This window comes from Streptomyces sp. R11 (assembly GCF_041051905.1).
In the GTDB taxonomy this organism is placed as follows: domain Bacteria; phylum Actinomycetota; class Actinomycetes; order Streptomycetales; family Streptomycetaceae; genus Streptomyces.
Genome location: NZ_CP163432.1, coordinates 3,496,131 through 3,516,596, shown reverse-complemented (window position 1 = coordinate 3,516,596; position 20,466 = coordinate 3,496,131). Strand labels below are relative to the sequence as shown.

General features: G+C 68.4%; 24 protein-coding genes, 1 tRNA gene and 1 pseudogene. 17 read left to right on the top strand and 9 right to left on the bottom strand.

Annotated elements, in window-relative coordinates:
• Nucleotides 1–249: 249 nt before the first annotated feature.
• Both AB5J55_RS16045 and AB5J55_RS16040 read left to right on the top strand, forming a co-directional pair.
• Entirely contained in the window at nt 250–2,598 is a 2,349-nt protein-coding gene (locus tag AB5J55_RS16045; RefSeq protein ID WP_369271332.1) for an immune inhibitor A domain-containing protein, read from the top strand.
• 145 nt (nt 2,599–2,743) lie between these two features.
• Entirely contained in the window at nt 2,744–3,088 is a 345-nt protein-coding gene (locus AB5J55_RS16040) for a hypothetical protein (protein ID WP_369271331.1), read from the top strand.
• A gap of 52 nt (nt 3,089–3,140) precedes the next feature.
• On the opposite strand, the gene AB5J55_RS16035 is transcribed toward AB5J55_RS16040, so the two are convergent.
• Nucleotides 3,141–3,731, bottom strand: a complete 591-nt coding sequence (locus AB5J55_RS16035) for an isochorismatase family protein (RefSeq protein ID WP_328881359.1) — start codon at nt 3,729–3,731, stop codon at nt 3,141–3,143.
• 136 nt (nt 3,732–3,867) lie between these two features.
• Nucleotides 3,868–5,226 (bottom strand): nicotinate phosphoribosyltransferase, encoded by a 1,359-nt coding sequence (locus AB5J55_RS16030; RefSeq protein WP_369271330.1) that lies wholly within the window; start codon nt 5,224–5,226, stop codon nt 3,868–3,870.
• Nucleotides 5,227–5,335: 109 nt separating this feature from the next.
• Here AB5J55_RS16030 and clpS point away from each other — a divergent pair, with 109 nt between their 5' ends.
• The 7 genes from clpS to AB5J55_RS15995 all read left to right on the top strand — a co-directional run bounded on the left by clpS (nt 5,336) and on the right by AB5J55_RS15995 (nt 10,308).
• Nucleotides 5,336–5,653, top strand: coding sequence for an ATP-dependent Clp protease adapter ClpS (clpS, locus tag AB5J55_RS16025; RefSeq protein WP_328427371.1), 318 nt, complete (start codon nt 5,336–5,338; stop codon nt 5,651–5,653).
• Nucleotides 5,654–5,709: 56 nt separating this feature from the next.
• On the top strand, nt 5,710–6,318 hold the full coding sequence (locus AB5J55_RS16020; protein WP_369271329.1) for a DUF2017 domain-containing protein: 609 nt from the start codon (nt 5,710–5,712) through the stop codon (nt 6,316–6,318).
• A 339-nt stretch (nt 6,319–6,657) separates the two neighbouring features.
• Entirely contained in the window at nt 6,658–8,112 is a 1,455-nt protein-coding gene (locus AB5J55_RS16015) for an amino acid permease (RefSeq protein ID WP_369271328.1), read from the top strand.
• A 217-nt stretch (nt 8,113–8,329) separates the two neighbouring features.
• Entirely contained in the window at nt 8,330–8,752 is a 423-nt protein-coding gene (locus AB5J55_RS16010; protein WP_234763256.1) for a Mov34/MPN/PAD-1 family protein, read from the top strand.
• Between the two features lie 110 nt (nt 8,753–8,862).
• On the top strand, nt 8,863–8,958 hold the full coding sequence (locus AB5J55_RS16005) for a putative leader peptide (protein ID WP_316959376.1): 96 nt from the start codon (nt 8,863–8,865) through the stop codon (nt 8,956–8,958).
• Nucleotides 8,959–9,073: 115 nt separating this feature from the next.
• Complete coding sequence (locus AB5J55_RS16000) at nt 9,074–9,352, top strand: MoaD/ThiS family protein (protein WP_369271327.1); 279 nt, start codon at nt 9,074–9,076, stop codon at nt 9,350–9,352.
• A 5-nt stretch (nt 9,353–9,357) separates the two neighbouring features.
• Complete coding sequence (locus tag AB5J55_RS15995; protein ID WP_362383002.1) at nt 9,358–10,308, top strand: cysteine synthase; 951 nt, start codon at nt 9,358–9,360, stop codon at nt 10,306–10,308.
• 63 nt (nt 10,309–10,371) lie between these two features.
• On the opposite strand, the gene AB5J55_RS15990 is transcribed toward AB5J55_RS15995, so the two are convergent.
• Complete coding sequence (locus AB5J55_RS15990; protein ID WP_369271326.1) at nt 10,372–10,836, bottom strand: type II toxin-antitoxin system PemK/MazF family toxin; 465 nt, start codon at nt 10,834–10,836, stop codon at nt 10,372–10,374.
• Nucleotides 10,837–11,058: 222 nt separating this feature from the next.
• On the opposite strand from AB5J55_RS15990, the gene AB5J55_RS15985 reads away from it, so the two are divergent.
• A complete protein-coding gene (locus AB5J55_RS15985) occupies nt 11,059–11,811 on the top strand; it encodes an MBL fold metallo-hydrolase (RefSeq protein WP_369271325.1) in 753 nt (250 codons plus the stop codon).
• Between the two features lie 102 nt (nt 11,812–11,913).
• Here the strand turns inward: AB5J55_RS15985 and AB5J55_RS15980 are convergent, their stop codons facing one another.
• Together AB5J55_RS15980 and AB5J55_RS15975 are read right to left on the bottom strand one after the other, a co-directional pair.
• Entirely contained in the window at nt 11,914–13,179 is a 1,266-nt protein-coding gene (locus AB5J55_RS15980) for a PTS transporter subunit EIIC (protein WP_369271324.1), read from the bottom strand.
• 187 nt (nt 13,180–13,366) lie between these two features.
• Nucleotides 13,367–14,659: a PTS transporter subunit EIIC gene (locus tag AB5J55_RS15975; protein ID WP_369271323.1), complete on the bottom strand. Its 1,293-nt coding sequence runs from the start codon at nt 14,657–14,659 to the stop codon at nt 13,367–13,369.
• A gap of 150 nt (nt 14,660–14,809) precedes the next feature.
• Between AB5J55_RS15975 and AB5J55_RS15970 the strand changes: the two genes are divergently transcribed.
• The 4 genes from AB5J55_RS15970 (at nt 14,810) to rdgB (ending at nt 17,237) form a co-directional block, all read left to right on the top strand.
• Nucleotides 14,810–15,043: a PTS glucose/sucrose transporter subunit IIB gene (locus AB5J55_RS15970; protein WP_328427381.1), complete on the top strand. Its 234-nt coding sequence runs from the start codon at nt 14,810–14,812 to the stop codon at nt 15,041–15,043.
• Between the two features lie 121 nt (nt 15,044–15,164).
• Nucleotides 15,165–15,902, top strand: coding sequence for a ribonuclease PH (rph, locus tag AB5J55_RS15965; protein WP_369276197.1), 738 nt, complete (start codon nt 15,165–15,167; stop codon nt 15,900–15,902).
• A gap of 147 nt (nt 15,903–16,049) precedes the next feature.
• Nucleotides 16,050–16,454 carry a hypothetical protein gene (locus AB5J55_RS15960; protein ID WP_369271322.1) on the top strand — a complete coding sequence of 135 codons (405 nt, stop codon included), beginning with the start codon at nt 16,050–16,052 and terminating at the stop codon, nt 16,452–16,454.
• A gap of 180 nt (nt 16,455–16,634) precedes the next feature.
• Complete coding sequence (rdgB, locus tag AB5J55_RS15955; RefSeq protein ID WP_369271321.1) at nt 16,635–17,237, top strand: RdgB/HAM1 family non-canonical purine NTP pyrophosphatase; 603 nt, start codon at nt 16,635–16,637, stop codon at nt 17,235–17,237.
• 54 nt (nt 17,238–17,291) lie between these two features.
• Here rdgB and AB5J55_RS15950 read toward each other — a convergent pair.
• The 3 genes and pseudogenes from AB5J55_RS15950 to AB5J55_RS15940 form a co-directional block, all read right to left on the bottom strand.
• Nucleotides 17,292–17,375: transfer RNA gene (locus tag AB5J55_RS15950), tRNA-Leu, on the bottom strand.
• On the bottom strand, nt 17,354–18,049 hold the full coding sequence (locus AB5J55_RS15945) for an HNH endonuclease (protein ID WP_369271320.1): 696 nt from the start codon (nt 18,047–18,049) through the stop codon (nt 17,354–17,356). Before AB5J55_RS15945 ends, AB5J55_RS15950 begins: the two co-directional genes overlap by 22 nt.
• Nucleotides 18,046–18,484 (bottom strand): annotated as a pseudogene (locus tag AB5J55_RS15940) (HNH endonuclease signature motif containing protein). Before AB5J55_RS15940 ends, AB5J55_RS15945 begins: the two are co-directional and overlap by 4 nt.
• Before the next feature lie 147 nt (nt 18,485–18,631).
• Between AB5J55_RS15940 and AB5J55_RS15935 the strand changes: the two are divergent.
• A complete protein-coding gene (locus AB5J55_RS15935) occupies nt 18,632–19,174 on the top strand; it encodes a GNAT family N-acetyltransferase (protein ID WP_369271319.1) in 543 nt (180 codons plus the stop codon).
• Here the strand turns inward: AB5J55_RS15935 and bcp are convergent.
• On the bottom strand, nt 19,155–19,622 hold the full coding sequence (gene bcp / locus AB5J55_RS15930) for a thioredoxin-dependent thiol peroxidase (RefSeq protein ID WP_369271318.1): 468 nt from the start codon (nt 19,620–19,622) through the stop codon (nt 19,155–19,157). The genes AB5J55_RS15935 and bcp overlap by 20 nt on opposite strands.
• A 95-nt stretch (nt 19,623–19,717) precedes the next feature.
• Between bcp and AB5J55_RS15925 the strand changes: the two genes are divergently transcribed.
• A complete protein-coding gene (locus AB5J55_RS15925; RefSeq protein WP_369271317.1) occupies nt 19,718–20,047 on the top strand; it encodes a DUF3618 domain-containing protein in 330 nt (109 codons plus the stop codon).
• Nucleotides 20,048–20,102: 55 nt separating this feature from the next.
• Nucleotides 20,103–20,459 carry a co-chaperone GroES gene (locus AB5J55_RS15920; protein WP_328881377.1) on the top strand — a complete coding sequence of 119 codons (357 nt, stop codon included), beginning with the start codon at nt 20,103–20,105 and terminating at the stop codon, nt 20,457–20,459.
• Nucleotides 20,460–20,466 lie beyond the last annotated feature (7 nt).

Genomic DNA, 20,466 nt, shown 5'->3' with positions numbered 1-20,466 from the left:
GGGGGGCGCACGGAGTCATCTCGTCCACCAAGTGGACAGCGACACGCGCCCATTGCCGGAAAGGTCGTTGTCCGCTAAACGAACATCAACTCCGCATAATGCAATTGACCTGTGCAAGTCAAGGTCTGTTTTTTCTGCTTAACCTCTAGTCAAATGTCGTCACTTGACTACACGCGTTGATCAGGCGCCCGCGGAACTCCACGACCAGGACCCTTCCTTCCGCGTGCCCGGACGCGGGGGAGGAAGCAAGTGACCAGCAGACCCTGGACGTTCCGAACGGCGGCAACCGCCGTCGCGCTCGCGACCGCAGCGGCGACGTTCTCGACCTTCGCGGTGGCTCAGGCCGACGAAGGCGCGCCGGCGGCGTCCGTCGAGCGGCACGACCCGGCGGAGCACACTCACGCCGACCACAACCTCGACGGCCCGATGAGCAAGACTCAGGAGGCGCAGCGCGAGGAGGCCCTGAACCAGCTCATATCCGGGCGGGCCAAGGCCAAGAAGCGTGACGGCTCGCAGGTCGTCGAGCTCAAGAGCAAGAAGGGCGACAGCAAGTACGTCGAGCTGGGCCGCGAGAAGACCGACAAGATCTTCACGATCCTGGTCGAGTTCGGCGACAAGATCAGCGAGTTCGGCGGCACGCCCGGCCCGGCCCACAACCAGATAGCCGAGCCCGAGCGCAAGAAGGACAACTCGACCGCCTGGCAGGCGGACTACAACAAGAAGCACTACGAGGACCTCTACTTCGGCACCGGCAAGAAGACCGAGTCGCTGAAGAAGTACTACGAGAAGCAGTCCTCGGGCCGCTACTCGGTCGAGGGTGAGGTCACCGACTGGGTCAAGGTCCCCTACAACGAGGCCCGTTACGGCAACAACGCCTGCGGCCAGACCAACTGCTCCAGCGTCTGGAACGTCGTCAGCGACGGTCTGAGCTCGTGGGTCGCCCAGCAGAAGGCAGCTGGGAAGACCGACGCCGAGATCAAGGCGGACGTCGCGCAGTTCGACCAGTGGGACCGCTACGACTTCGATGGCGACGGCGACTTCAACGAGGCCGACGGCTACATCGACCACTTCCAGATCGTGCACGCCGGTGAGGACGAGTCCGCGGGCGGCGGCGCGCAGGGCACCGACGCGATCTGGGCCCACCGCTGGTACGCGTTCGGCACCGACGCGGGTGCCACCGGCCCCGACGGCAACAAGCTGGGCGGCGCGCAGATCGGCTCCACCGGCGTCTGGGTCGGCGACTACACCGTCCAGCCGGAGAACGGCGGACTCGGCGTCTTCGCCCACGAGTACGGCCACGACCTCGGTCTGCCGGACCACTACGACACCCAGGGCGGCGAGAACTCCACCGGCTTCTGGACCCTGATGTCCTCCGGTTCCTGGCTCGGCACCGGCAAGAAGGAGATCGGTGACCTGCCCGGCGACATGACCGGCTGGGACAAGCTGCAGCTGGGCTGGCTGAAGTACGACACGGCCAAGGCCGCGACGACGTCCGAGCACAAGCTGGGCCTCGCCGAGTACAACACCCGGCACAAGCAGGCCCTCGTGGTCGAGCTTCCCAAGAAGAAGGTCACCACCGAGATCGTCGCCCCGGCGCAGGGCGCGAACCAGTGGTGGAGCGGCAGCGGCGACAACCTCGCCAACACGCTGACCCGTTCGGTGGACCTCACCGGCAAGTCGGCGGCATCCCTGACGCTGGACGGCTGGTACGACATCGAGGCCGAGTACGACTACCTCTACACCGAGGTCTCGACCGACGGCGGCGCCAACTGGACCGCGATCGACGGCACCGTCGACGGCGCGGCCATCCCGAAGGACGCCAGCGGCAAGCCGGCGATCACGGGCACGGTGGACGCGTACAAGAAGCTGGTCTTCCCGCTCGACGCCTACGCGGGCAAGAAGTTCGACCTGCGCTTCCGCTACCAGACGGACGGCGGCGTGGCCCAGAAGGGCTTCGCGGCCGACCAGATCACCGTGACCGCCGACGGCACGGCCGTGTTCTCGGACAACGCCGAGACCGCGGACGCCGCTTGGAAGACGAAGGGCTTCTCGCGCATCGGCGCGTCCATCACGGACGACTACGCGCAGTACTACATCGCCGAGAACCGTCAGTACGTGTCGTACGACAAGACCCTGAAGACGGGCCCGTACAACTTCGGCTTCTCGACGACCCGCCCGGACTGGGTGGAGCACTACGCGTACCAGAACGGTCTGTTGATCTGGAAGTGGGACACCTCCCAGGCGGACAACAACACCAGCAAGCACCCCGGTGTCGGCCTCGTCCTCCCGGTCGACTCCCACCCGGCTCCGCTGAAGTGGTCCGACGGCACGCTGATGCGCAACCGCATCCAGTCCTACGACGCGCCGTTCAGCACGTACCGCACGGACGGCATGACGCTGCACAACGCGGACGTCGCGACCCGGATCCCGTCGCGTGCGGGGGTGCCGGTCTTCAACGACCACACCAGCACGTACTACAGCGCGGAGACCCCGACCGCGGGTGTCAAGATCACTGACACCAACACCAAGATCAAGATCATCAAGGAGCCCAAGGACGGCTCGACGATCACGGTCGAGGTCGGTCCCGCGGTGAAGTAGACCGCATATATGCAGGTCAAGGCGTGATCGGCGGCAACCCCCTGGCGGGTTGCCGCCGATCGTGTTTAGGTGCACCCTGTGCTTCCGTTATTGACACCGGAACTGACATCGACCCTGACACCGACTCGCACGGGGGTGTGACCGCATGGCCGCAGGAGGTTTCTGCAAGCTGCCGACCGGCAGTGTCGTGGTGGCGCTGAACCTGCCCAGACCCACCACCGACGGCACGGGCTGCGTCCGTGTCCTCGTCCACGCCCAGAACCGCGCCCGAGCCCTGACCAGGCTCCGCAACCTGGGCATGCGCGCCGTCTATCTGCGGGGCAACGCCGCCCCGCCGACCCCCGACGAGATCACGGCGGTCCTGCACCACCCCGACGGCCTGATATGGCGAACGGCACCTGACAACGGTGTCGTCATGGGCCCTGAACTCGCCCAGGAGCTGTGGCACCCGATCCGGGCACTGCTGAGGCGCCCGGCGGCACCGGCGTGAGCCGCTGGAGGAGGTCCCGTGCGAGCCGGTGGGCCAGGGTCGGTGTGAGCCGCTAGGCGACGACCGGCTTGCCCGTCAGCTCGACGCCCGCCTCGCGCATCTCCTCGAGCGCCCGGTCCGTGGTCTCCGAGGCCACCCCGGCGGTCAGATCCAGCAGCACCTGCGTACGGAAGCCCTCCCGCGCCGCGTCCAGCGCGGTCGCGCGCACACAGTGGTCCGTGGCGATGCCCACCACGTCCACCTCCACGACCTCCCTGGCCCGCAGCCAGTCCGCCAGCCGCACCCCGTTCTCGTCGGCCCCCTCGAACCCGCTGTACGCCGCCGCGTACGCCCCCTTGTCGAACACGGCGTCGATCGCGCCGGACGCGACGGCGGGGGCGAAGTTCGGGTGAAAGCCGACACCCTCCGTGCCGGCGACGCAGTGCGCCGGCCAGGAGTGGGCGAAGTCGGGGTTGGTGGAGAAGTGGCCGCCGGGAGCGATGTGGTGATCGCGGGTCGCCACGACGTGCTGGTAGCCCGACCCGGCCGCCTGCCCGATCAGCTCGGTGACGGCGGCGGCCACGTCGGCACCGCCGGCCACCGCGAGGCTGCCTCCCTCGCAGAAGTCGTTCTGCACATCTACGACGATCAAGGCGCGGCGCATGGTCGGTGTCCTTCGGTTATGGACGCTGAGGTCGGGACGGTGAAAGCGTGCGGGCCCGGCCGTGAACCTCCGAGCCTAGAGACTTCGGGTGCACTGCGGGAGGGGGCATGGAGTGAGCGCGCCGGGCGCACTCGCTTCACGACCCCGTCAGGCCCCCCGAGCGCCCGTTGACATATTCCGTCGGGATGACGGGTTCCCCGCGCGAGAGCTGCGTCGCGGACAGCGGCAGGTTCGCGCGAGCGGCGGTGTGCCGGTCCCGTACGACATCCAGCGACTCGCGGGCCACCACGTCACCGCCCTTGACCAGCTCGACCAGCAGCTGCCGGTCGGCGAGAGCGTCCGGAACCGGCCCGGTGCCGATGACCTCGGCCTCGGCGGCGCCGTACTCGTCGAGGCGCCGGGCCGCCCACTTGCGGCCGCCGATGGAGGTCTTGCCGCCGCTGGACTTCTTCGCGACCGGCACCAGCGGTGCCGTGGGGTCGGCGGACTCGGCGCGGGCGACCAGCTTGTAGACCATCGAGCAGGTCGGATGCCCGGACCCGGTCACCAGCTGGGTGCCGACGCCGTACGCGTCCACCGGTGCCGCGGCCAGTGAGGCGATGGCGTACTCGTCCAGGTCGGAGGTCACGATGATCCTGGTGTCCGTCGCGCCCAGCTCGTCCAGCTGCTGCCGGACCCGGTGCGCGACCAGCAGCAGGTCGCCCGAGTCGATCCGGACGGCGCCCAGCTCGGGCCCGGCGACCTCCACGGCCGTACGGACCGCCTCGGCGACGTCGTAGGTGTCCACGAGCAGCGTGGTGCCCCGGCCCATGGACTTCACCTGGGCCCGGAAGGCGTCCCGCTCCCGGTCGTGCAGCAGTGTGAAGGCGTGGGCGCTGGTGCCGACGGTGGGGATGCCGTAGCGGAAGCCCGCGGCGAGGTCGGAGGTGGAGGTGAAGCCGCCGAGGTACGCGGCACGCGAGGCGGCCACCGCGGCAAGCTCGTGGGTGCGCCGGGCGCCCATCTCGATGATCGGGCGCTCACCGGCGGCCGACGACATCCTGGAGGCGGCCGCGGCGATCGCGGAGTCGTGGTTGAGGATGGACAGGATCACCGTCTCCAGCAGCACGCACTCGGCGAAGGTGCCCTCGACCCGCATGATCGGCGAGCCCGGGAAGTAGACCTCGCCCTCGGGGTAGCCCCAGATGTCACCGGAGAAGCGGTAGTCCGCGAGCCAGTCCAGGGTCTCCTCGTCGACGATCTTCCGCTCGCGCAGGAAGGCGAGGACGTCCGGGTCGAAGCGGAAGTTCTCGACGGCGTCCAGCACCCGGCCGGTGCCGGCCACGACGCCGTAGCGCCGCCCCTCGGGCAGCCGCCGGGTGAAGACCTCGAACACGCTCCGCCGCTCGGCCGTGCCCGACTTCATGGCGGCCTGCAGCATCGTGAACTCGTACTGATCCGTGAAGAGCGCCGTCGAGGGAACGTCCACCGGCAGCCCAAGGTCCGCTGTGTTCATGGCAACCGATGGTACCCCCATCTCGTCAGTTTGACGATTTGTGGGGTGGACGTCACAACGGGCGCGCCTGCGCAGCCCGTTTGTGCGACCACCCCCCTGCGGTGGCAGCATGGGCACTGTGACGTCACCCGCTCCCCTAGAGATCGAACGCACCGAGTCGGCGGAGGAGGTCTTCGCCGTCCCCGAGCCGGACGTCCCCTGGGTCACCATCGTCCACAACGACCCGGTCAACCTGATGAGCTACGTGACCTACGTCTTCCAGTCGTACTTCGGCTACACCAAGGACAAGGCCACCAAGCTCATGCTCGACGTCCACCACAAGGGCCGGGCGGTCGTCTCCAGCGGCAGCCGCGAGGAGATGGAACGCGACGTGCAGGCCATGCACGGCTACGGGCTGTGGGCCACCCTCCAGCAGGACCGCAAATGACCGCTCGCCCGCAGCCCCGGAACCACCGACAGGACCGGAAGTAGCGAATCTCCTCCATGCCAGGAACCTTCGAACCGCTCCCCGGCGGCGGTGCGGCCGTCGCCCTCGACGACGTCGAGATCTCCATCATCCGGTCGCTGGCCGTCCAGCTCCTGGAGCTCATCGGCCCCGGCCCCGCCGAGGACGCCCCCGACGACCCGCTCGCCGAACTGTTCAGCGACGGGCCGAGCGAACCGCCCGCCGATCCGGTCCTCAAGCGCCTCTTCCCGGACGCCTACGGTGACCCCGAGGGCACCCCGCAGGCCGAGGAGGCCGAGGAGCAGCGGGCGTACTCCGCGGAGTTCCGCCGCTACACCGAGAACGACCTGCGCGCCGGCAAGCGCGACAACGCACTCATGGTGGTCCGCTCCCTGGACGGGCTCAGCTCCGCCTCCGCCGGTGAGGGGGGCGCGGTGCTCAAGCTCTCCGTCGAGGAGTCCCAGCAGTGGCTCGGCGCCCTCAACGACCTGCGTCTGGCCATCGGCTCCCGCCTGGACATCGCCGACGAGGACGACACCGACCTGCTCTACCGGCTCCCGGACGAGGACCCGCGCAAGCCGATGGTGATGGCGTATCTGTGGCTGGGCGGTCTCCAGGAGACGCTGGTCGCCACGCTGATGCCTTAGATTGCGACGCTTCTGTAGCGATATGTGACGGTTCTGTGTTCGCTCAGCGGACGCTCAAATCCGGATAACGATCGCGTCACCGCCGCCACCCGCCTTGGGGGGCGGCGTTCCTTTTGTCCGGTTCTTCTTGTGCGATGCGCCACATGTCCTTTAGTCGATCAGTGTGACGGCCGTGATAAATCTTCACGACGCCCGACGAGCACCACCCGAATGTTCGGCCGGGTGCGCCACGAAGCCGACGGATCGTCGGCCGGGCACAGCTCCAGCAATCCGGGGGGATCGAGACCCGATCCGAGGCCGACGAAGGCCCGGGTCGGCATGGAGAAAGGCGCACTACACATGACCTCTGCGAAGGTCACTGACGAGAAGGCCACGGGTGCCCCGGAAGAGGGGTACGAGCGAGGACTCGGCAGCCGTCAGGTCCAGATGATCGCGATCGGCGGCGCCATCGGCGTCGGCCTGTTCATGGGTGCCGGGGCGAACATCGCCAAGGCCGGCCCCAGCATCATCCTCATGTACGCCCTCGCGGGCGTCGTCATCTTCTTCATCATGCGGGCCCTGGGCGAACTGCTCCTCTACCGGCCTGTCTCCGGCTCCTTCGCCGAGTACGCCCGCGAGTTCCTCGGCCCGTTCTTCGGGTTCGTCACGGGCTGGACGTACTGGCTCATGTGGGTGGTCACCGGCATGGCCGAGCTCACGGCCGCCGCGATCTACATCCACTTCTGGTTCCCCGAGATCCCGCAGTGGGTCAGCGCCCTGGTGTTCCTGGTGGTGCTCTTCGGCGTCAACCTGATCTCCGTCAAGATCTTCGGCGAGGTCGAGTTCTGGTTCTCGATGATCAAGGTCACGGCCATCATCGGCATGATCGTCATCGGCCTCGGCGTGCTCACCCTCGGCTTCTCCGACGCCGGTGACACCGCCACCGTCTCCAACCTCTGGTCGCACGACGGCTTCTTCCCGAACGGCATCGGCTCCAGCCTGATGACGCTCCAGGGCGTCATGTTCGCCTACCTCGCCGTCGAGCTCGTCGGCGTCACCGCGGGCGAGTCCGAGAACCCCGAGAAGACCCTGCCCAAGGCCATCAACACGCTGCCCTGGCGCATCATCGTCTTCTACGTCGGTGCGCTGCTGGTGATCCTCTCCGTCGTCAAGTGGACCGAGTTCTCCGCGGGCGAGAGCCCGTTCGTCCACGCGTTCGGCAAGATCGGCATCCCGCTCGCCGCGGGCATCGTCAACTTCGTGGTGCTCACCGCGGCCCTGTCGTCCTGCAACTCCGGCATGTACTCGACCGGCCGGATGCTGCGCGACCTCGCGTCCAACAGCGAGGCCCCGCAGGCCTTCGGCAAGCTCAACGCCCGCAAGACGCCCGCCGTCGGCATCTCGGTCTCCGTGGCGCTCATGGGCATCGGCGTGGTCCTGAACTACGTCGTCCCGGAGAAGGCGTTCCTCTACGTCACCTCCGTCGCCACCGCGGCAGGCATCTGGACCTGGATGATGATCCTCGTCAGCCACATCCGCTACCGCGCGGCGGTCGACGCGGGCCGGCTGCGTGCCTCGTCCTTCCCCGCTCCCGGCGGGGCGCTGTTCAGCTGGGTCGCGCTGCTCTTCCTCATCGGCGTGACCTTCATGATCGCGTACGACAAGGACGCGCGGATCTGCCTGTACGTCGCGGCAGGCTGGGCCGTCGCCCTGGGGGTCGGCTGGTCGATCCTCAAGAAGCGCAACCCGCAGCTCACCGCTCGCGGTGGCGACGAGCCCGAGCTGGACGCTTCGCTGAAAGAGCCCGTGAGGTGATCGCCGCGGAAGGCCGTCCGTTGTCTGCGGCGCCGCTGTGGCTGGTCGCGCAGTTCCCCGCGCCCCTTTAGGGCGTTGCCGAGCTGCTTGTCCAGGACGTCCCGCCGTCGGGAGCACTCGTGGCGCTCCCGACGGCTGCCGCTCAGGGCGTCCGGTATATGGGCCGCTCCGTACCATCCCTCGGTACGGAGCGGCCCCTCTGTTTATCCTGACGAGCATGCTGACCATCACCCAGGCCCTCGTCGACCAGATCGTCGCCCACGCGCGCAAGGACCACCCCGACGAGGCGTGCGGCGTCGTCGCGGGCCCGGCCGGCTCGGACCGCCCCGAGCGCTTCATCCCGATGCTGAACGCGGCGATGTCGCCCACCTTCTACGAGTTCGACTCGGGCGACCTGCTCAAGCTCTACCGCGAGATGGACGACCGCGACGAGGAGCCGGTGGTCATCTACCACTCGCACACGGCCACCGAGGCCTACCCCTCGCGCACCGACATCTCCTACGCCAACGAGCCCGGCGCGCACTACGTCCTGGTCTCCACGGCCGACACCGACGGCCTCGGCGAGTTCCAGTTCCGCTCCTACCGGATCGTCGACGGCGAGGTGACGGAGGAGGAGGTCAAGGTTGTCGAGGCGTACTGACCGGCGGACCGAGCCGGTCTGAACAGCGCGGTCTCACTCTCCGGCCGCAAAGCGTCCGCGATGTGGGATCACATTCCAAAAGCCGGACCGGGAATCGATACGATGACCCCATGGTTTTCCACGACGTGAGCGAAAAGACGCCGGGCATGCTGCTCGTGGCGCGGCTGCACGTCGACCTGTGCAGGCTCGCCAGCGCCATCTGTTGACGCTGCCCCTGCCGCCGTACGGCCGTGAGCCGCGGCGCCTCACACGCACCACCCCCGCTGTACTTGCGCTGCCGCGCGCCCCCGACTGACTAACTCCCGACAGGAGCCCTGAGCCATGGCCATCGAGGTCCGCATCCCCACCATCCTCCGCACCTACACCGACGGTCAGAAGGCGGTGGAGGGCAGCGGTGACACCCTCGCCGAGCTGTTCACCGACCTCGAGAGCCGGCACGCGGGCATCCAGGCACGCATCGTCGACGGCGGCCAGCTGCGCCGCTTCGTCAACGTCTACCTGAACGACGAGGACGTCCGCTTCCTCGACGGCATCAACACCAAGCTCGCCGACGGCGACAACGTCACGATCCTGCCGGCCGTGGCCGGCGGTATGGCCTGATCCACATGCGCTACGACTCCCCGCTCGCCGCGGTGGGCAACACCCCTCTGGTGTGCCTGCCGCGGTTGTCGCCGTCCGAGGACGTCCGCATCTGGGCCAAGCTGGAGGACCGCAACCCCACCGGCTCGGTCAAGGACCGCCCGGCCCTGCACATGATCGAGCAGGCGGAGAAGGACGGCCGCCTCACCCCGGGCTGCACGATCCTGGAGCCGACCAGCGGCAACACCGGCATCTCCCTGGCGATGGCGGCGAAGCTCAAGGGCTACCGGATCGTGTGCGTGATGCCGGAGAACACCTCGCAGGAGCGCCGGGACCTGCTCGCCATGTGGGGCGCGGAGATCATCTCCAGCCCCGCCGCGGGCGGCTCCAACACCGCCGTACGGGTGGCCAAGGAGCTGTCCGCCGAGCACCCCGACTGGGTGATGCTCTACCAGTACGGCAACCCGGACAACGCGGGCGCCCACTACGCCACGACCGGCCCGGAGATCCTCGCCGACCTCCCCTCAGTCACCCACTTCGTCGCCGGCCTCGGCACCACCGGCACCCTGATGGGCGTCGGCCGCTATCTGCGCGAGCACAAGCCGGGCGTGAAGATCGTCGCCGCGGAACCCCGCTACGACGACCTCGTCTACGGCCTGCGCAACCTCGACGAGGGCTTCGTGCCCGAGCTGTACGACGCCTCGGTCCTGACCACCCGCTTCTCGGTCGGTTCGGCCGACGCGGTCACCCGCACCCGCGAGCTGCTCCAGCAGGAGGGCATCTTCGCGGGCGTCTCCACCGGTGCCGCCCTGCACGCGGCGATCGGCGTGGGCAACAAGGCGCTGAAGGCGGGCGAGAGCGCGGACATCGTGTTCGTCGTCGCCGACGGCGGTTGGAAGTACCTCTCGACCGGCGTCTACACCGCGGCGACGACCGAAGAGGCCATCGAGACGCTCCAGGGGCAGCTCTGGGCGTGAGCCGGTGCGCACGACCTGCCGGCTCGGGGTCCGCGAGGCCCTGACGGGGCGAGTGACGGCGCCCTATGTGGCGAGGTGACGGACCTGGTCCCAGACGACCGGGTCCATCACCCCCACCCGCCGCCGGAAGTCCGACACCGGGACGTCCCGCAGCTCGTCCGTCTCCAGGAAGCTCGCCCGCCCGCGCGCGTCCCCGACGGAGCCCGGCGGCAGCGGAATGACGCCGTACCGCTCGTCGCGGTACTTGCTGGTGATCTTCGCGACCGTGACCCGCTTCCCGCGCACCGCGAGCACCAGACAGGGCCGGTCCTTGGCGCCCGGCCCGTCCTCGTAGGGCACGTTCGCCCACCAGATCTCCGCGGGCTCGGGACGAGCGGTGGCGAGCCCCCGCGTACGTCCCCCCGGCCGCCCCGGCGGCCGGGTCCGCCGCCCCTCGGGCCGCCGTCTGCGCCCCCACCCGTCCACGAGCGTGGCGACGAGCGCGAGCAGTACCACCGCCGCGAGGGCGAGCCACCAGGACGTGTCCATACGCACGAAGGTACCGGCGCGCGCCCACCCCGCGCGCCGTCACTCCCGCCTCATACGCCCCGCATCCAGCCGAACGCGTGACACCACAGGTGAGTTCGCCCACAACAGCCCTTGGCGGAGGAGCGACCAAAGGTTTTGCGCCTTACGCTCGACAAACCGCACGACCCCCGACGCCCAAACTTCTCGATCTTCTCATTTTCCGCCAGCGGAGGTTTCTGTTTCATGAAGCTCACCGTCGTCGGCTGCTCGGGGTCGTTCCCGTCCGCGGAATCGGCCTGCTCGAGCTACCTCGTCGAGGCCGACGGCTTCCGGTTGCTTCTCGACATGGGCAACGGCGCCCTGGGCGAGCTGCAGCGCCACTGCGGTCTCTACGACCTCGACGCGATCTTCCTCAGCCATCTGCACGCCGACCACTGCATCGACATGTGCGCGTACTTCGTGGCGCGCTACTACCGGCACGACGGCGGCCGCTGCGACCCGCTCCCGGTCTACGGACCCGAGGGCACGGAGCATCGCCTGACCACCGCCTACGCCGACACCCCCACCGCCTCGTCCATGAGCGAGGTCTTCGACTTCCACACGGTCAAGCCGTCCACCTTCGAGATCGGCCCGTTCACGGTGCACACGGAACGCGTGGCCCATCCCGTCGAGGCGTACGGCATCCGGATCGAACACGGTGGAAGGACGCTGACCTACTCCGGCGACACCGGCGTCAGCGCGGCCCTGGACGAACTGGCCCGCGACGCCGACCTGTTCCTGTGCGAGGCCGCGTTCACGCACGGCAAGGAGAACATCCCCGACCTGCACCTCAACGGCCGCGAGGCGGGTGAGTCGGCGGCCCGCGCGGGTGCCCGCCGCCTGGTCCTCACCCACATCCCGCCGTGGACCGACCCCCAGGTCAACCTGGCCGACGCGCGTGAGGTCTACGACGGTCCGGTGGAACTGGCGGCGCCGAGGCAGGCGTACGAGATCTAGCCCGGTCGAGCACCGGCCCGTACGGGGTTCAGGCCCGTATGCGCCCGAAGGCCCCGGAACCTTTGGGTTCCGGGGCCTTCGCCGTGGTTACGAGCCGTCCGGCTACTTCGCCTCGGCCTTCTGGAGTTCGGCGAGCTCCTCGTCGGACTCGCGGCCCGGCGTCGGCAGGTTGAACTTCGTGATCGCGAAGCGGAAGACCACGTAGTAGACCGCGGCGAAGCACAGGCCCACCAGGGCCAGGCCCCACGGGTTGGTGGCGATGCCGAGGTTCAGGAAGAAGTCGACCGCGCCGGCCGAGAAACCGAAGCCGTCCTTCATACCGAGTGCCCAGGTCAGCGCCATGGAGACACCGGTCAGCACCGCGTGGATGGCGTACAGGACCGGCGCGATGAACATGAACGTGAACTCGATGGGCTCGGTCACGCCGGTGACGAACGAGGTCAGCGCGAGGGAGAACATCATGCCGCCGACGACCTTGCGGCGCTCGGGGCGGGCACAGTGCACGATCGCCAGACAGGCGGCCGGCAGGGCGAACATCATGATCGGGAAGAAGCCGGTCATGAACTGTCCGGCCGTCGGGTCACCGGCCAGGAAGCGGGCGATGTCGCCGCTCTTGCCCTCGTACTCGCCCGCCTGGAACCAGGGGAAGGAGTTCAGCAGGTGGTGCATGCCGATCGGGATCAGCGCACGGTTGGCGACACCGAAGATGCCGGCGCCGACCGCGCCCGAACCGACCAGCCACTCACCGAAGTTGTGCAGACCGGTGCCGAGGACGGGCCAGATGTAGCCGAAGACGATGCCGATGATCAGGCCCGCGAAGGCCGACAGGATCGGGACCAGCCGGCGGCCGCCGAAGAAGCCCGCCCAGTCCGGCAGCTTGGTGCGGTAGAAGCGCTGGTAGAGGAGGGCGACGACGATGCCCATGACCACGCCGCCGAGGACCTTGGCGTCCACCGCCTGCTCGACCATGACGATCTTGCCGTCGACTATGGCCTCCTTCTTGGGCAGGCTGCCGTCGGTGAACGTGCCCAGCACGTTCTTGAAGACCAGGTAGCCGACGACCGCCGCGAGCGCGGTCGAGCCGTCCGACTTCTTCGCGAAGCCGATCGCGATGCCCACCGCGAAGAGCAGGGCCATGTTGTCGAGGATGGCGTTGCCGCCGGCGGTCATGAAGCCCGCGATCTTCGTCAGGAAGGCGGGGTACTCCGGGTCGCCGAGCATGTCGGCGTTGCCGAAGCGGACCAGCAGCGCGGCGGCGGGCAGCACAGCCACCGGCAGCATCAGGCTGCGGCCGATGCGCTGCAGGACAGCCATCGCGCCGGCGCCCTTCTTCTTGTCGGCCGCGGGAGCGGCGCTGGCCGTGGTCACAACTTCCTCCAGAGGGCATGGCGCCGCCCGGGGAACAAGGCTGGGGACGGCGGCGTCTCATCGCCATGCGGAAACGCCGCATGGTCTACACCACTTAGTGGTGTAGACCTGTTGTAGCACGGTGAAGGGCGGATAAGGAACCCGCGATTTCTGTGACGAATCGGCTACGCCGCCCCCGGCGAACCGGCTACGCCTTCGTCGCGTCCTCGACCTCCTCGTCCGGCTCCCTACCCGGAGTCTTGAGATCGAACTTCGTGATCGCGAACCGGAAGATCGCGTAATAGACGACGGCGAAACACAGACCGATGGGAATGATCGCCCAGGGTCTCGTGGCCAGGTTCCAGTTGATGATGTAGTCGATCAGCCCGGCCGAGAAGCTGAACCCGTCATGGACCCCTAGCGCCCACGTCACCGCCATCGACACACCCGTCAGCAACGCGTGCACCGCGTACAGCAGGGGCGCGATGAAGAGGAACGAGTACTCGATCGGTTCCGTGATACCGGTGACGAAGGACGTCAGGGCCACGGAGGTCATCAGGCCGCCGACCTCCTTGCGGCGGCTCGGCCTGGCGCAGTGGGTCATGGCCAGGGCGGCGGCCGGCAGGGCGAACATCATGATCGGGAAGAAGCCCGAGGTGAACTGGCCGGCGTCCGGGTCGCCCGCGAGGAACATGTTGATGTCGCCGTGCACGACCTCGCCGTCGGGCGTGGTGTAGGTGCCGAACTGGAACCAGATGGGCACGTTGAGGAACTGGTGCAGACCCACCACCAGCAGTGCACGGTTCGCGATGCCGAACACTCCCGCGCCCCATGCGTCCAGGTCGCTCATCCAGTCGCTGAAGCTCTCCAGCGCGTCACCGATCGGCGGCCAGACCCACAGGCACAGCACCGCGAACACGATCGCGACGAACGCCATGATGATCGGGACGAGGCGCCGCCCGTTGAAGAAGCCGAGCCAGTCCACCAGCTTCGTACGGTGATAGCGGGCCCAGAAGAACGCGGCCAGCAGGCCGATGACGATGCCGCCGAAGACGCCGGGGTTCTGGTACTCGAAGACGGTCACCGTCCCGTCCTCCACCTGGCAGCCGACGTTCGGGACCGCCGTCGAGCCCCCCGGGCAGTCCTCCGGGAACTCGCGCAGCACGGTGTAGTAGACGAGGAACCCCACGACCGCCGCCAGCGCCGTCGAGCCGTCGGCCTTCTTCGCCATGCCGATGGCCACGCCCACGCAGAACAGCAGCGGCAGGCCGAGCGAACCGTCGAGCAGCGCGCTGCCCGCGCCGTCCATCACCTTCGAAACGTTGTCCCAGCCCAGCCCCTCGTCGCCGAACACGTCCGGCTGTCCGAGCCGGTTGAGGATGCCGGCGGCGGGCAGGACGGCGATCGGGAGCTGAAGGCTGCGGCCCATCTTCTGCAGGCCCTGGAAGGCTGTGTTCCAGCGGGCGCGCGCGGGGCTGATGGCGGAGCTGTCGGCACTCATGGACGCCCCTCGGTAAGGTGGTGTAGACCAGTTGTCGGACGGTTCCGCTGTCGTGAACGCCATCCTTCGGCACGTACGGCATGACCGCTCGCAAAGATGGGCCAACTGTGGGTTACTGCGACAAAGCGGTTCGGATCAGGGAGAAGGAACATGGCCAGCAAGGCTGAGAAGATCGTCGCCGGGCTCGGTGGCATCGACAACATCGAGGAGATCGAGGGCTGCATCACCCGGCTCCGCACCGAGGTCAGCGACCCCTCGCTGGTGAACGAGACCGCCCTGAAGGCCGCCGGCGCCCACGGTGTCGTGAAGATGGGCACCGCCATCCAGGTCGTCATCGGCACCGACGCCGACCCGATCGCGGCGGAGATCGAAGACATGATGTGAAGCGCGGGCATCGTCCCGGGCTTCAGCCCCTGACGGACCCTCCGCGTCACCACTGAGGGCCCCTTCCCACCACGGGAGGGGCCCTTCCATCGGTGCGGCTAGGCTCAACGCCATGTCCTCAATGCCTCGAATCGACGGCCGCACTCCCGAACAGCTCCGCCCGGTCACCATCGAACGCGCCTGGAGCAAGCACGCAGAGGGCTCCGTCCTCGTCTCCTTCGGCGACACGAAGGTCCTGTGCACCGCCTCCTTCACCGAAGGTGTCCCGCGCTGGCGCAAGGGCAGTGGCGAGGGCTGGGTCACCGCGGAGTACGCCATGCTGCCCCGCGCCACCAACACCCGCGGCGACCGCGAATCCGTCCGGGGCAAGATCGGCGGCCGTACGCACGAGATCAGCCGCCTCATCGGCCGCTCCCTGCGCGCGGTCATCGACTACAAGGCGCTCGGCGAGAACACGATCGTCCTCGACTGCGACGTCCTCCAGGCCGACGGCGGCACCCGCACCGCGGCCATCACCGGCGCCTATGTCGCCCTCGCCGACGCCATCTCCTGGGCCCAGGGCAAGAAGCTGATCAAGCCCGGCCGCAAGCCCCTCACCGGCACCGTCAGCGCCGTCTCGGTCGGTATCGTCGGCGGCGTGCCGCTGCTCGACCTGCGCTACGAGGAGGACGTGAAGGCCGACACCGACATGAACGTCGTCTGCACCGGCGACGGCCGCTTCGTCGAGGTCCAGGGCACCGCCGAGGCCGAGCCCTTCGCCCGGGAGGAGCTCAACTCCCTGCTGGACCTGGCGGTTTCGGGCTGCGGTGAGCTGGCGGACCTGCAGCGCAAGGCTCTTGATACGGTCCTCGAAAAGTAAAGGGCGCACCAAGAGCAGTTGCGGCTTCGGGCAACCGTGCTGCCATTCCTGGCGTCAGTAGGGGTACGGGCGTACGGCACACCGCTGTGCGCCCGGCCAATGCACAACGGGGGCCTGCGAGGCCTGAGCAGGGAGGGAACGTCAAGCATGGCCACGAGCCGACGCCGCCGGAGCCGAATCGCCATAGCCGCCGCAGCCATTGCGGCTGTCGGGCTGACGGCCGGGCTGACCACCGGCTGCGATGCCGTCAACAAGGCGCTGGACTGCGTCAGCACCGCCGACGCCATCGCCGACAGCGTGACGGAACTCCAGCAGGCCGTGGAGAGCGCCGCGAACGACCCGACGCAGCTCGAGGAGTCGCTGACCTCCATCGACAAGAACCTCGACAAGATCGGCGACAAGACGGACAACGCCGACGTCAACAAGGCGGTGGACGACCTCCAGGAGGCCGTCACCAACGTCCGCGACTCCGTCAAGAACGGCGACGAGACCCCGGACATCAGCCCGGTCACCGACGCGGCGGGCGAGCTGACCAAGGTCTGCACGCCGTAACGCTGCGCCGGCTGGGCGGTGCATCTCGTCTGCCGGGTTCTGCCGGTGGGCGGCTGCGGGTTCAGTGTGGCTGGTCGCGCCCACCCGGCGGAGCCGCACATGTCACAGCCCCGCGCCCCTTGCGGGGTGCGGGCGAGGGGGGCGTCAAGAGGCGTGGGCCCCGGCGCGATACTGGTCGCCATGACCCGCCTCATCCTCGCCACCCGTAACGCCGGAAAGATCACCGAGCTCAGGGCGATCCTCGCCGACGCAGGCCTGCTGCACGACCTCGTCGGCGCGGACGCGTACCCGGAGATCCCCGACGTCAAGGAAACCGGTGTCACCTTCGCCGAGAACGCTCTGCTGAAGGCCCACGCCCTGGCACAGGCCACCGGTCTGCCGGCGGTCGCCGACGACTCGGGGCTGTGCGTCGACGTCCTGAACGGCGCCCCCGGCATCTTCTCGGCCCGCTGGGCAGGCCGGCACGGTGACGACAGGGCCAACCTGGAGCTGCTCCTCGCCCAGCTGGGCGACATCGACGACGCCCACCGCGGCGCCCACTTCGCCTGCGCGGCGGCGCTCGCCCTGCCGGACGGCACGGAGCGGGTCGTCGAAGGGCAGTTGCGGGGCGTCCTGCGCCAGACGCCGGTCGGCACGCACGGCTTCGGCTACGACCCGATCCTCCAGCCGGACGGCGAGACCCGGACCTGCGCCGAGCTGAGCCCCGAGGAGAAGAACGCGATCAGCCACCGGGGGAAGGCGTTCCGGGCGCTGGTGCCGGTGGTTCGGGAGTTGTTGGGCTGAGGCCCACACGGCAACGGCCTGCGCATCGATCCTTCGATTCGCAGGCCGTTCATGTGCGGCGGAAGGGATTCGAACCCTCAAGCCCTATCAGGGCCACAGGACCTAAACCTGCTGTGTCAACCGTTGCACCACCGCCGCTCGTTGCCTGCCATCGTACCGGGAGGTGCTTGATGTCTCTTCCCTCCTCTGCACCAGGTACTCGTGACGGCATGACAGTTCGGGCAGAGGAGCCGCAGGTTTTCGCGCCGGTCGTCGCTCCGGTCCCCGTTGATGTGATCGACCTCCAGCGTCATGGGCTTGCCGAGCCACTCGGGGCCCAGCCCGCACCGGGCGCACTCCTCGGCAATACCGACTTCGAGAAGCGCACGACGCAGCCGCTTGGTCGTTGTCCGATGTGTGCCGCTGTGCTGGACCGGCACCTCGTGCGAGGGCTTGGCGTTTACTGGCGTTTTGCCCCGTTGATGGGCCTGCCCCAGGAAGTGCGCGGTCGAGATCTCGTGCTCGGCGATCCACTTGTGCAGCTGGGTGCGCTGGGTGCCGTTGCCCGGGTGGTTCAGGCGGCGCAGTACTTCTGCGATGGAGGTCGACTCGTGTACCGCTGCGCGTAGTTCGCACTCTGTCGGGCGCGGGCGCCTGCCGCACGGGCGGAAGTGCGAGATGTCGATACCGAAGTGAGCGAAACGGCCGGCGAGGTAGCGACGGAGATTACCGTACGGTCGGGTGCCGAAGTAGACGATGACCTCGTCGATGTCGTGACACGCGCGGGCTGCTTGGATCAGTCCCTCACGGGTGTACTGGGTGCCGCTGGTCATGAGGCCCGGCCCTTGGCGCCCCGCTTGCCTCGCCCACGGTAACTGTCGGTTGTCGAGTGGCAGTTGGGGCACAGTAGCCTCAGGTTTCCGATTCGGTTGTTGCGCCAGTTGCCGTCGATGTGGTCGACCTCAAGAGGAAGCGGCTCGCCGAGCCATACCGATTCGATCGAGCACGGAGCGCAGCACTCCGCGACGCCCAGCGCGCGCATGGCTCGCTTGGGTCGGCTGCTCGGAACGCGCGTTGCCCCTGTCGAGGTGTCCTCGACGAGGATCTCCTCGGGCGTCCGGCGGCGCTGATTGTTCCGCCGCTCGTGGATGTACCGCCGCTTCCAGCTCTTCGGGTCCACCCCCAGCCTCCCGCACGCCTCCGACAACGTCCGAGCCCCCCCGAGCCGCCTCCTCCAACCGCTCCTTCGTGTACACACCGGCCCCCAAAGCCCGTCTCCGTCCTCGCCCACATGTTCATGGCTCGCACGGAGCAACGAACCGCTTATCGGACGGTCATGGCCGGGCTGATATGGTGTGGATCACCAGGCAAGCCTTCCGGGCTCGGGCAACCGAGCGCCCCGGGAGGCTTTTTTCATGACCATTCACCCAGCGCAGCCCAGCAGGCGTACCCCACCCGGCGACATCACGGTCCGTCCAGCCGCTCCCGCCGACCGCCCCGCCGTCGAACGGCTCTGGCTGATGTTCAGGCACGACATGTCGGAGTTCGGCGGGCACCTGCCCAACCCGGACGGGACGTTCCGCAGTGAGCGGCTGGAGGCCGCCTTCAGTGGCTCCGCCGACTGGGCGCCGTACTTCGTCGGCAGTGGCGAGAGTGCTGCCGGGTTTGCGTTCGTGCGGGGTCTCACCGGGCCCACACGGGTGCTGAACAGCTTCTTCGTCGTGCGCGGAATCCGGCGTACGGGAATCGGGCTGCAAGCCGTTCGGGACGTCGTCGCCCTGCACCCGGGGCGTTGGGAGATCGCCTTTCAGGACGCCAACAGGGGCGCCGGCCTTTTCTGGAGGCGTGTGGCGGAGGAAATGGCGCCGGGAGTATGGAAAGAGGAGCGCAGGCCCGTGCCCGGGCGGCCTGACCTGGCTCCTGACCTCTGGGTTTCGTTCAGATACCCAAGTCCTTGATGATCTTCGCCACGTGTCCCGTCGCCCGCACGTTGTACAGGGCCCGCTCGACCTTGCCCTCCTCGTCCACGACGATGGTGGAGCGGATGACGCCCATGTAGGTCTTGCCGTAGTTCTTCTTCTCGCCGTAGGCGCCGTAGGACTCGGTGACCGCCTTCTCGGGGTCGGCCAGCAGCGTGACCTTCAGCGACTCCTGCTCGCGGAACTTGGCGAGCTTCTCCGGCTTGTCGGGGGAGACACCGATGACGTCGTAGCCGGCGCCGGCCAGCAGCTCCAGGTTGTCCGTGAAGTCACAGGCCTGCTTGGTGCAGCCGGGGGTCAGGGCGGCCGGGTAGAAGTAGACGATGACCTTGCGGCCCTTGTGGTCCGACAGGGACACCTCGGTGCCGTCGGCGTCGGGCAGGGTGAAGGCGGGGGCCACGTCCCCCGGCTGGAGTCGCTCGCTCATCGAACCAGCGTAACCGGGGAGCCTGACAGTGCGGTCCGGCGTGGAACTGACAGACTGTCCGGAAACAGCATCAGCTTCACTTCGGAGGCCGTACGGTGGCGGACACGTCGGACACCAGAACCCCCGCGCAGATCGAGGCGGACATCAAGGCCCGCCGCGCTGTGCTGGCCGAGACGCTCGACGAGATCGGGGTGCGGGTGCACCCGAAGACGATCGTCGGCGACGCCAAGGCCAAGGTCGTCTCGAACATCGATCACACGCTCGGACGGGCCTACGTCGGGGTCAACCGGGCCGTGACCGATGTGCGGGCAAAGTTCACCGACGAGGAGGGCGCGCCCCGGCTGGAGCGCATCGTCCCCGTCGCGCTCGTCGCCGTCGGTCTCGTGGGCCTGCTGGCCCTCGGCACCCGGCGCCGCAGGGGCTGAGCGGCGGCGGACCCGGCGGCGTACCCAGGCGGCAAAGGCAGGTAGGTTCAATGGTGTGAGCGCCAACAGAAACGAGCACAGCACCCACGACGACAAGCTGCCCATCCGGATGCTGCACGACCGGGTGCTCGTGCGGCAGGACACCAGCGAGGGCGAGCGGCGTTCCGGGGGCGGCATCCTGATCCCCGCCACCGCGGCCGTCGGCCGTCGGCTGGCCTGGGCCGAGGTCGTCGCGGTGGGGCAGAACGTACGGACCGTGGAGCCCGGCGACCGGGTCCTGTACGACCCGGAGGACCGTGCCGAGGTCGAGGTGCGCGGGGTCGCGTACGTGCTGATGCGCGAGCGTGATCTGCACGCCGTGGCCGCGGACCGGTTCGAGGGGTCGGAGGACTCGACGGGGCTGTACCTCTGATTCAACG

Bases quoted from the DNA above. Each gene is read 5' to 3' on its own strand.
- AB5J55_RS16040 (WP_369271331.1), top strand. From the start codon at position 2,744: ATGGCCGCAGGAGGTTTCTGCAAGCTGCCGACCGGCAGTGTCGTGGTG.
- AB5J55_RS16035 (WP_328881359.1), bottom strand. From the start codon at position 3,731: ATGCGCCGCGCCTTGATCGTCGTAGATGTGCAGAACGACTTCTGCGAG.
- AB5J55_RS16030 (WP_369271330.1), bottom strand. From the start codon at position 5,226: ATGAACACAGCGGACCTTGGGCTGCCGGTGGACGTTCCCTCGACGGCG.
- clpS (WP_328427371.1), top strand. From the start codon at position 5,336: ATGGGCACTGTGACGTCACCCGCTCCCCTAGAGATCGAACGCACCGAG.
- AB5J55_RS16020 (WP_369271329.1), top strand. From the start codon at position 5,710: ATGCCAGGAACCTTCGAACCGCTCCCCGGCGGCGGTGCGGCCGTCGCC.
- AB5J55_RS16015 (WP_369271328.1), top strand. From the start codon at position 6,658: ATGACCTCTGCGAAGGTCACTGACGAGAAGGCCACGGGTGCCCCGGAA.
- AB5J55_RS16010 (WP_234763256.1), top strand. From the start codon at position 8,330: ATGCTGACCATCACCCAGGCCCTCGTCGACCAGATCGTCGCCCACGCG.
- AB5J55_RS16005 (WP_316959376.1), top strand. From the start codon at position 8,863: ATGGTTTTCCACGACGTGAGCGAAAAGACGCCGGGCATGCTGCTCGTG.
- AB5J55_RS16000 (WP_369271327.1), top strand. From the start codon at position 9,074: ATGGCCATCGAGGTCCGCATCCCCACCATCCTCCGCACCTACACCGAC.
- AB5J55_RS15995 (WP_362383002.1), top strand. From the start codon at position 9,358: ATGCGCTACGACTCCCCGCTCGCCGCGGTGGGCAACACCCCTCTGGTG.
- AB5J55_RS15990 (WP_369271326.1), bottom strand. From the start codon at position 10,836: ATGGACACGTCCTGGTGGCTCGCCCTCGCGGCGGTGGTACTGCTCGCG.
- AB5J55_RS15985 (WP_369271325.1), top strand. From the start codon at position 11,059: ATGAAGCTCACCGTCGTCGGCTGCTCGGGGTCGTTCCCGTCCGCGGAA.
- AB5J55_RS15975 (WP_369271323.1), bottom strand. From the start codon at position 14,659: ATGAGTGCCGACAGCTCCGCCATCAGCCCCGCGCGCGCCCGCTGGAAC.
- AB5J55_RS15970 (WP_328427381.1), top strand. From the start codon at position 14,810: ATGGCCAGCAAGGCTGAGAAGATCGTCGCCGGGCTCGGTGGCATCGAC.
- rph (WP_369276197.1), top strand. From the start codon at position 15,165: ATGCCTCGAATCGACGGCCGCACTCCCGAACAGCTCCGCCCGGTCACC.
- AB5J55_RS15960 (WP_369271322.1), top strand. From the start codon at position 16,050: ATGGCCACGAGCCGACGCCGCCGGAGCCGAATCGCCATAGCCGCCGCA.
- rdgB (WP_369271321.1), top strand. From the start codon at position 16,635: ATGACCCGCCTCATCCTCGCCACCCGTAACGCCGGAAAGATCACCGAG.
- AB5J55_RS15945 (WP_369271320.1), bottom strand. From the start codon at position 18,049: ATGACCAGCGGCACCCAGTACACCCGTGAGGGACTGATCCAAGCAGCC.
- AB5J55_RS15935 (WP_369271319.1), top strand. From the start codon at position 18,632: ATGACCATTCACCCAGCGCAGCCCAGCAGGCGTACCCCACCCGGCGAC.
- bcp (WP_369271318.1), bottom strand. From the start codon at position 19,622: ATGAGCGAGCGACTCCAGCCGGGGGACGTGGCCCCCGCCTTCACCCTG.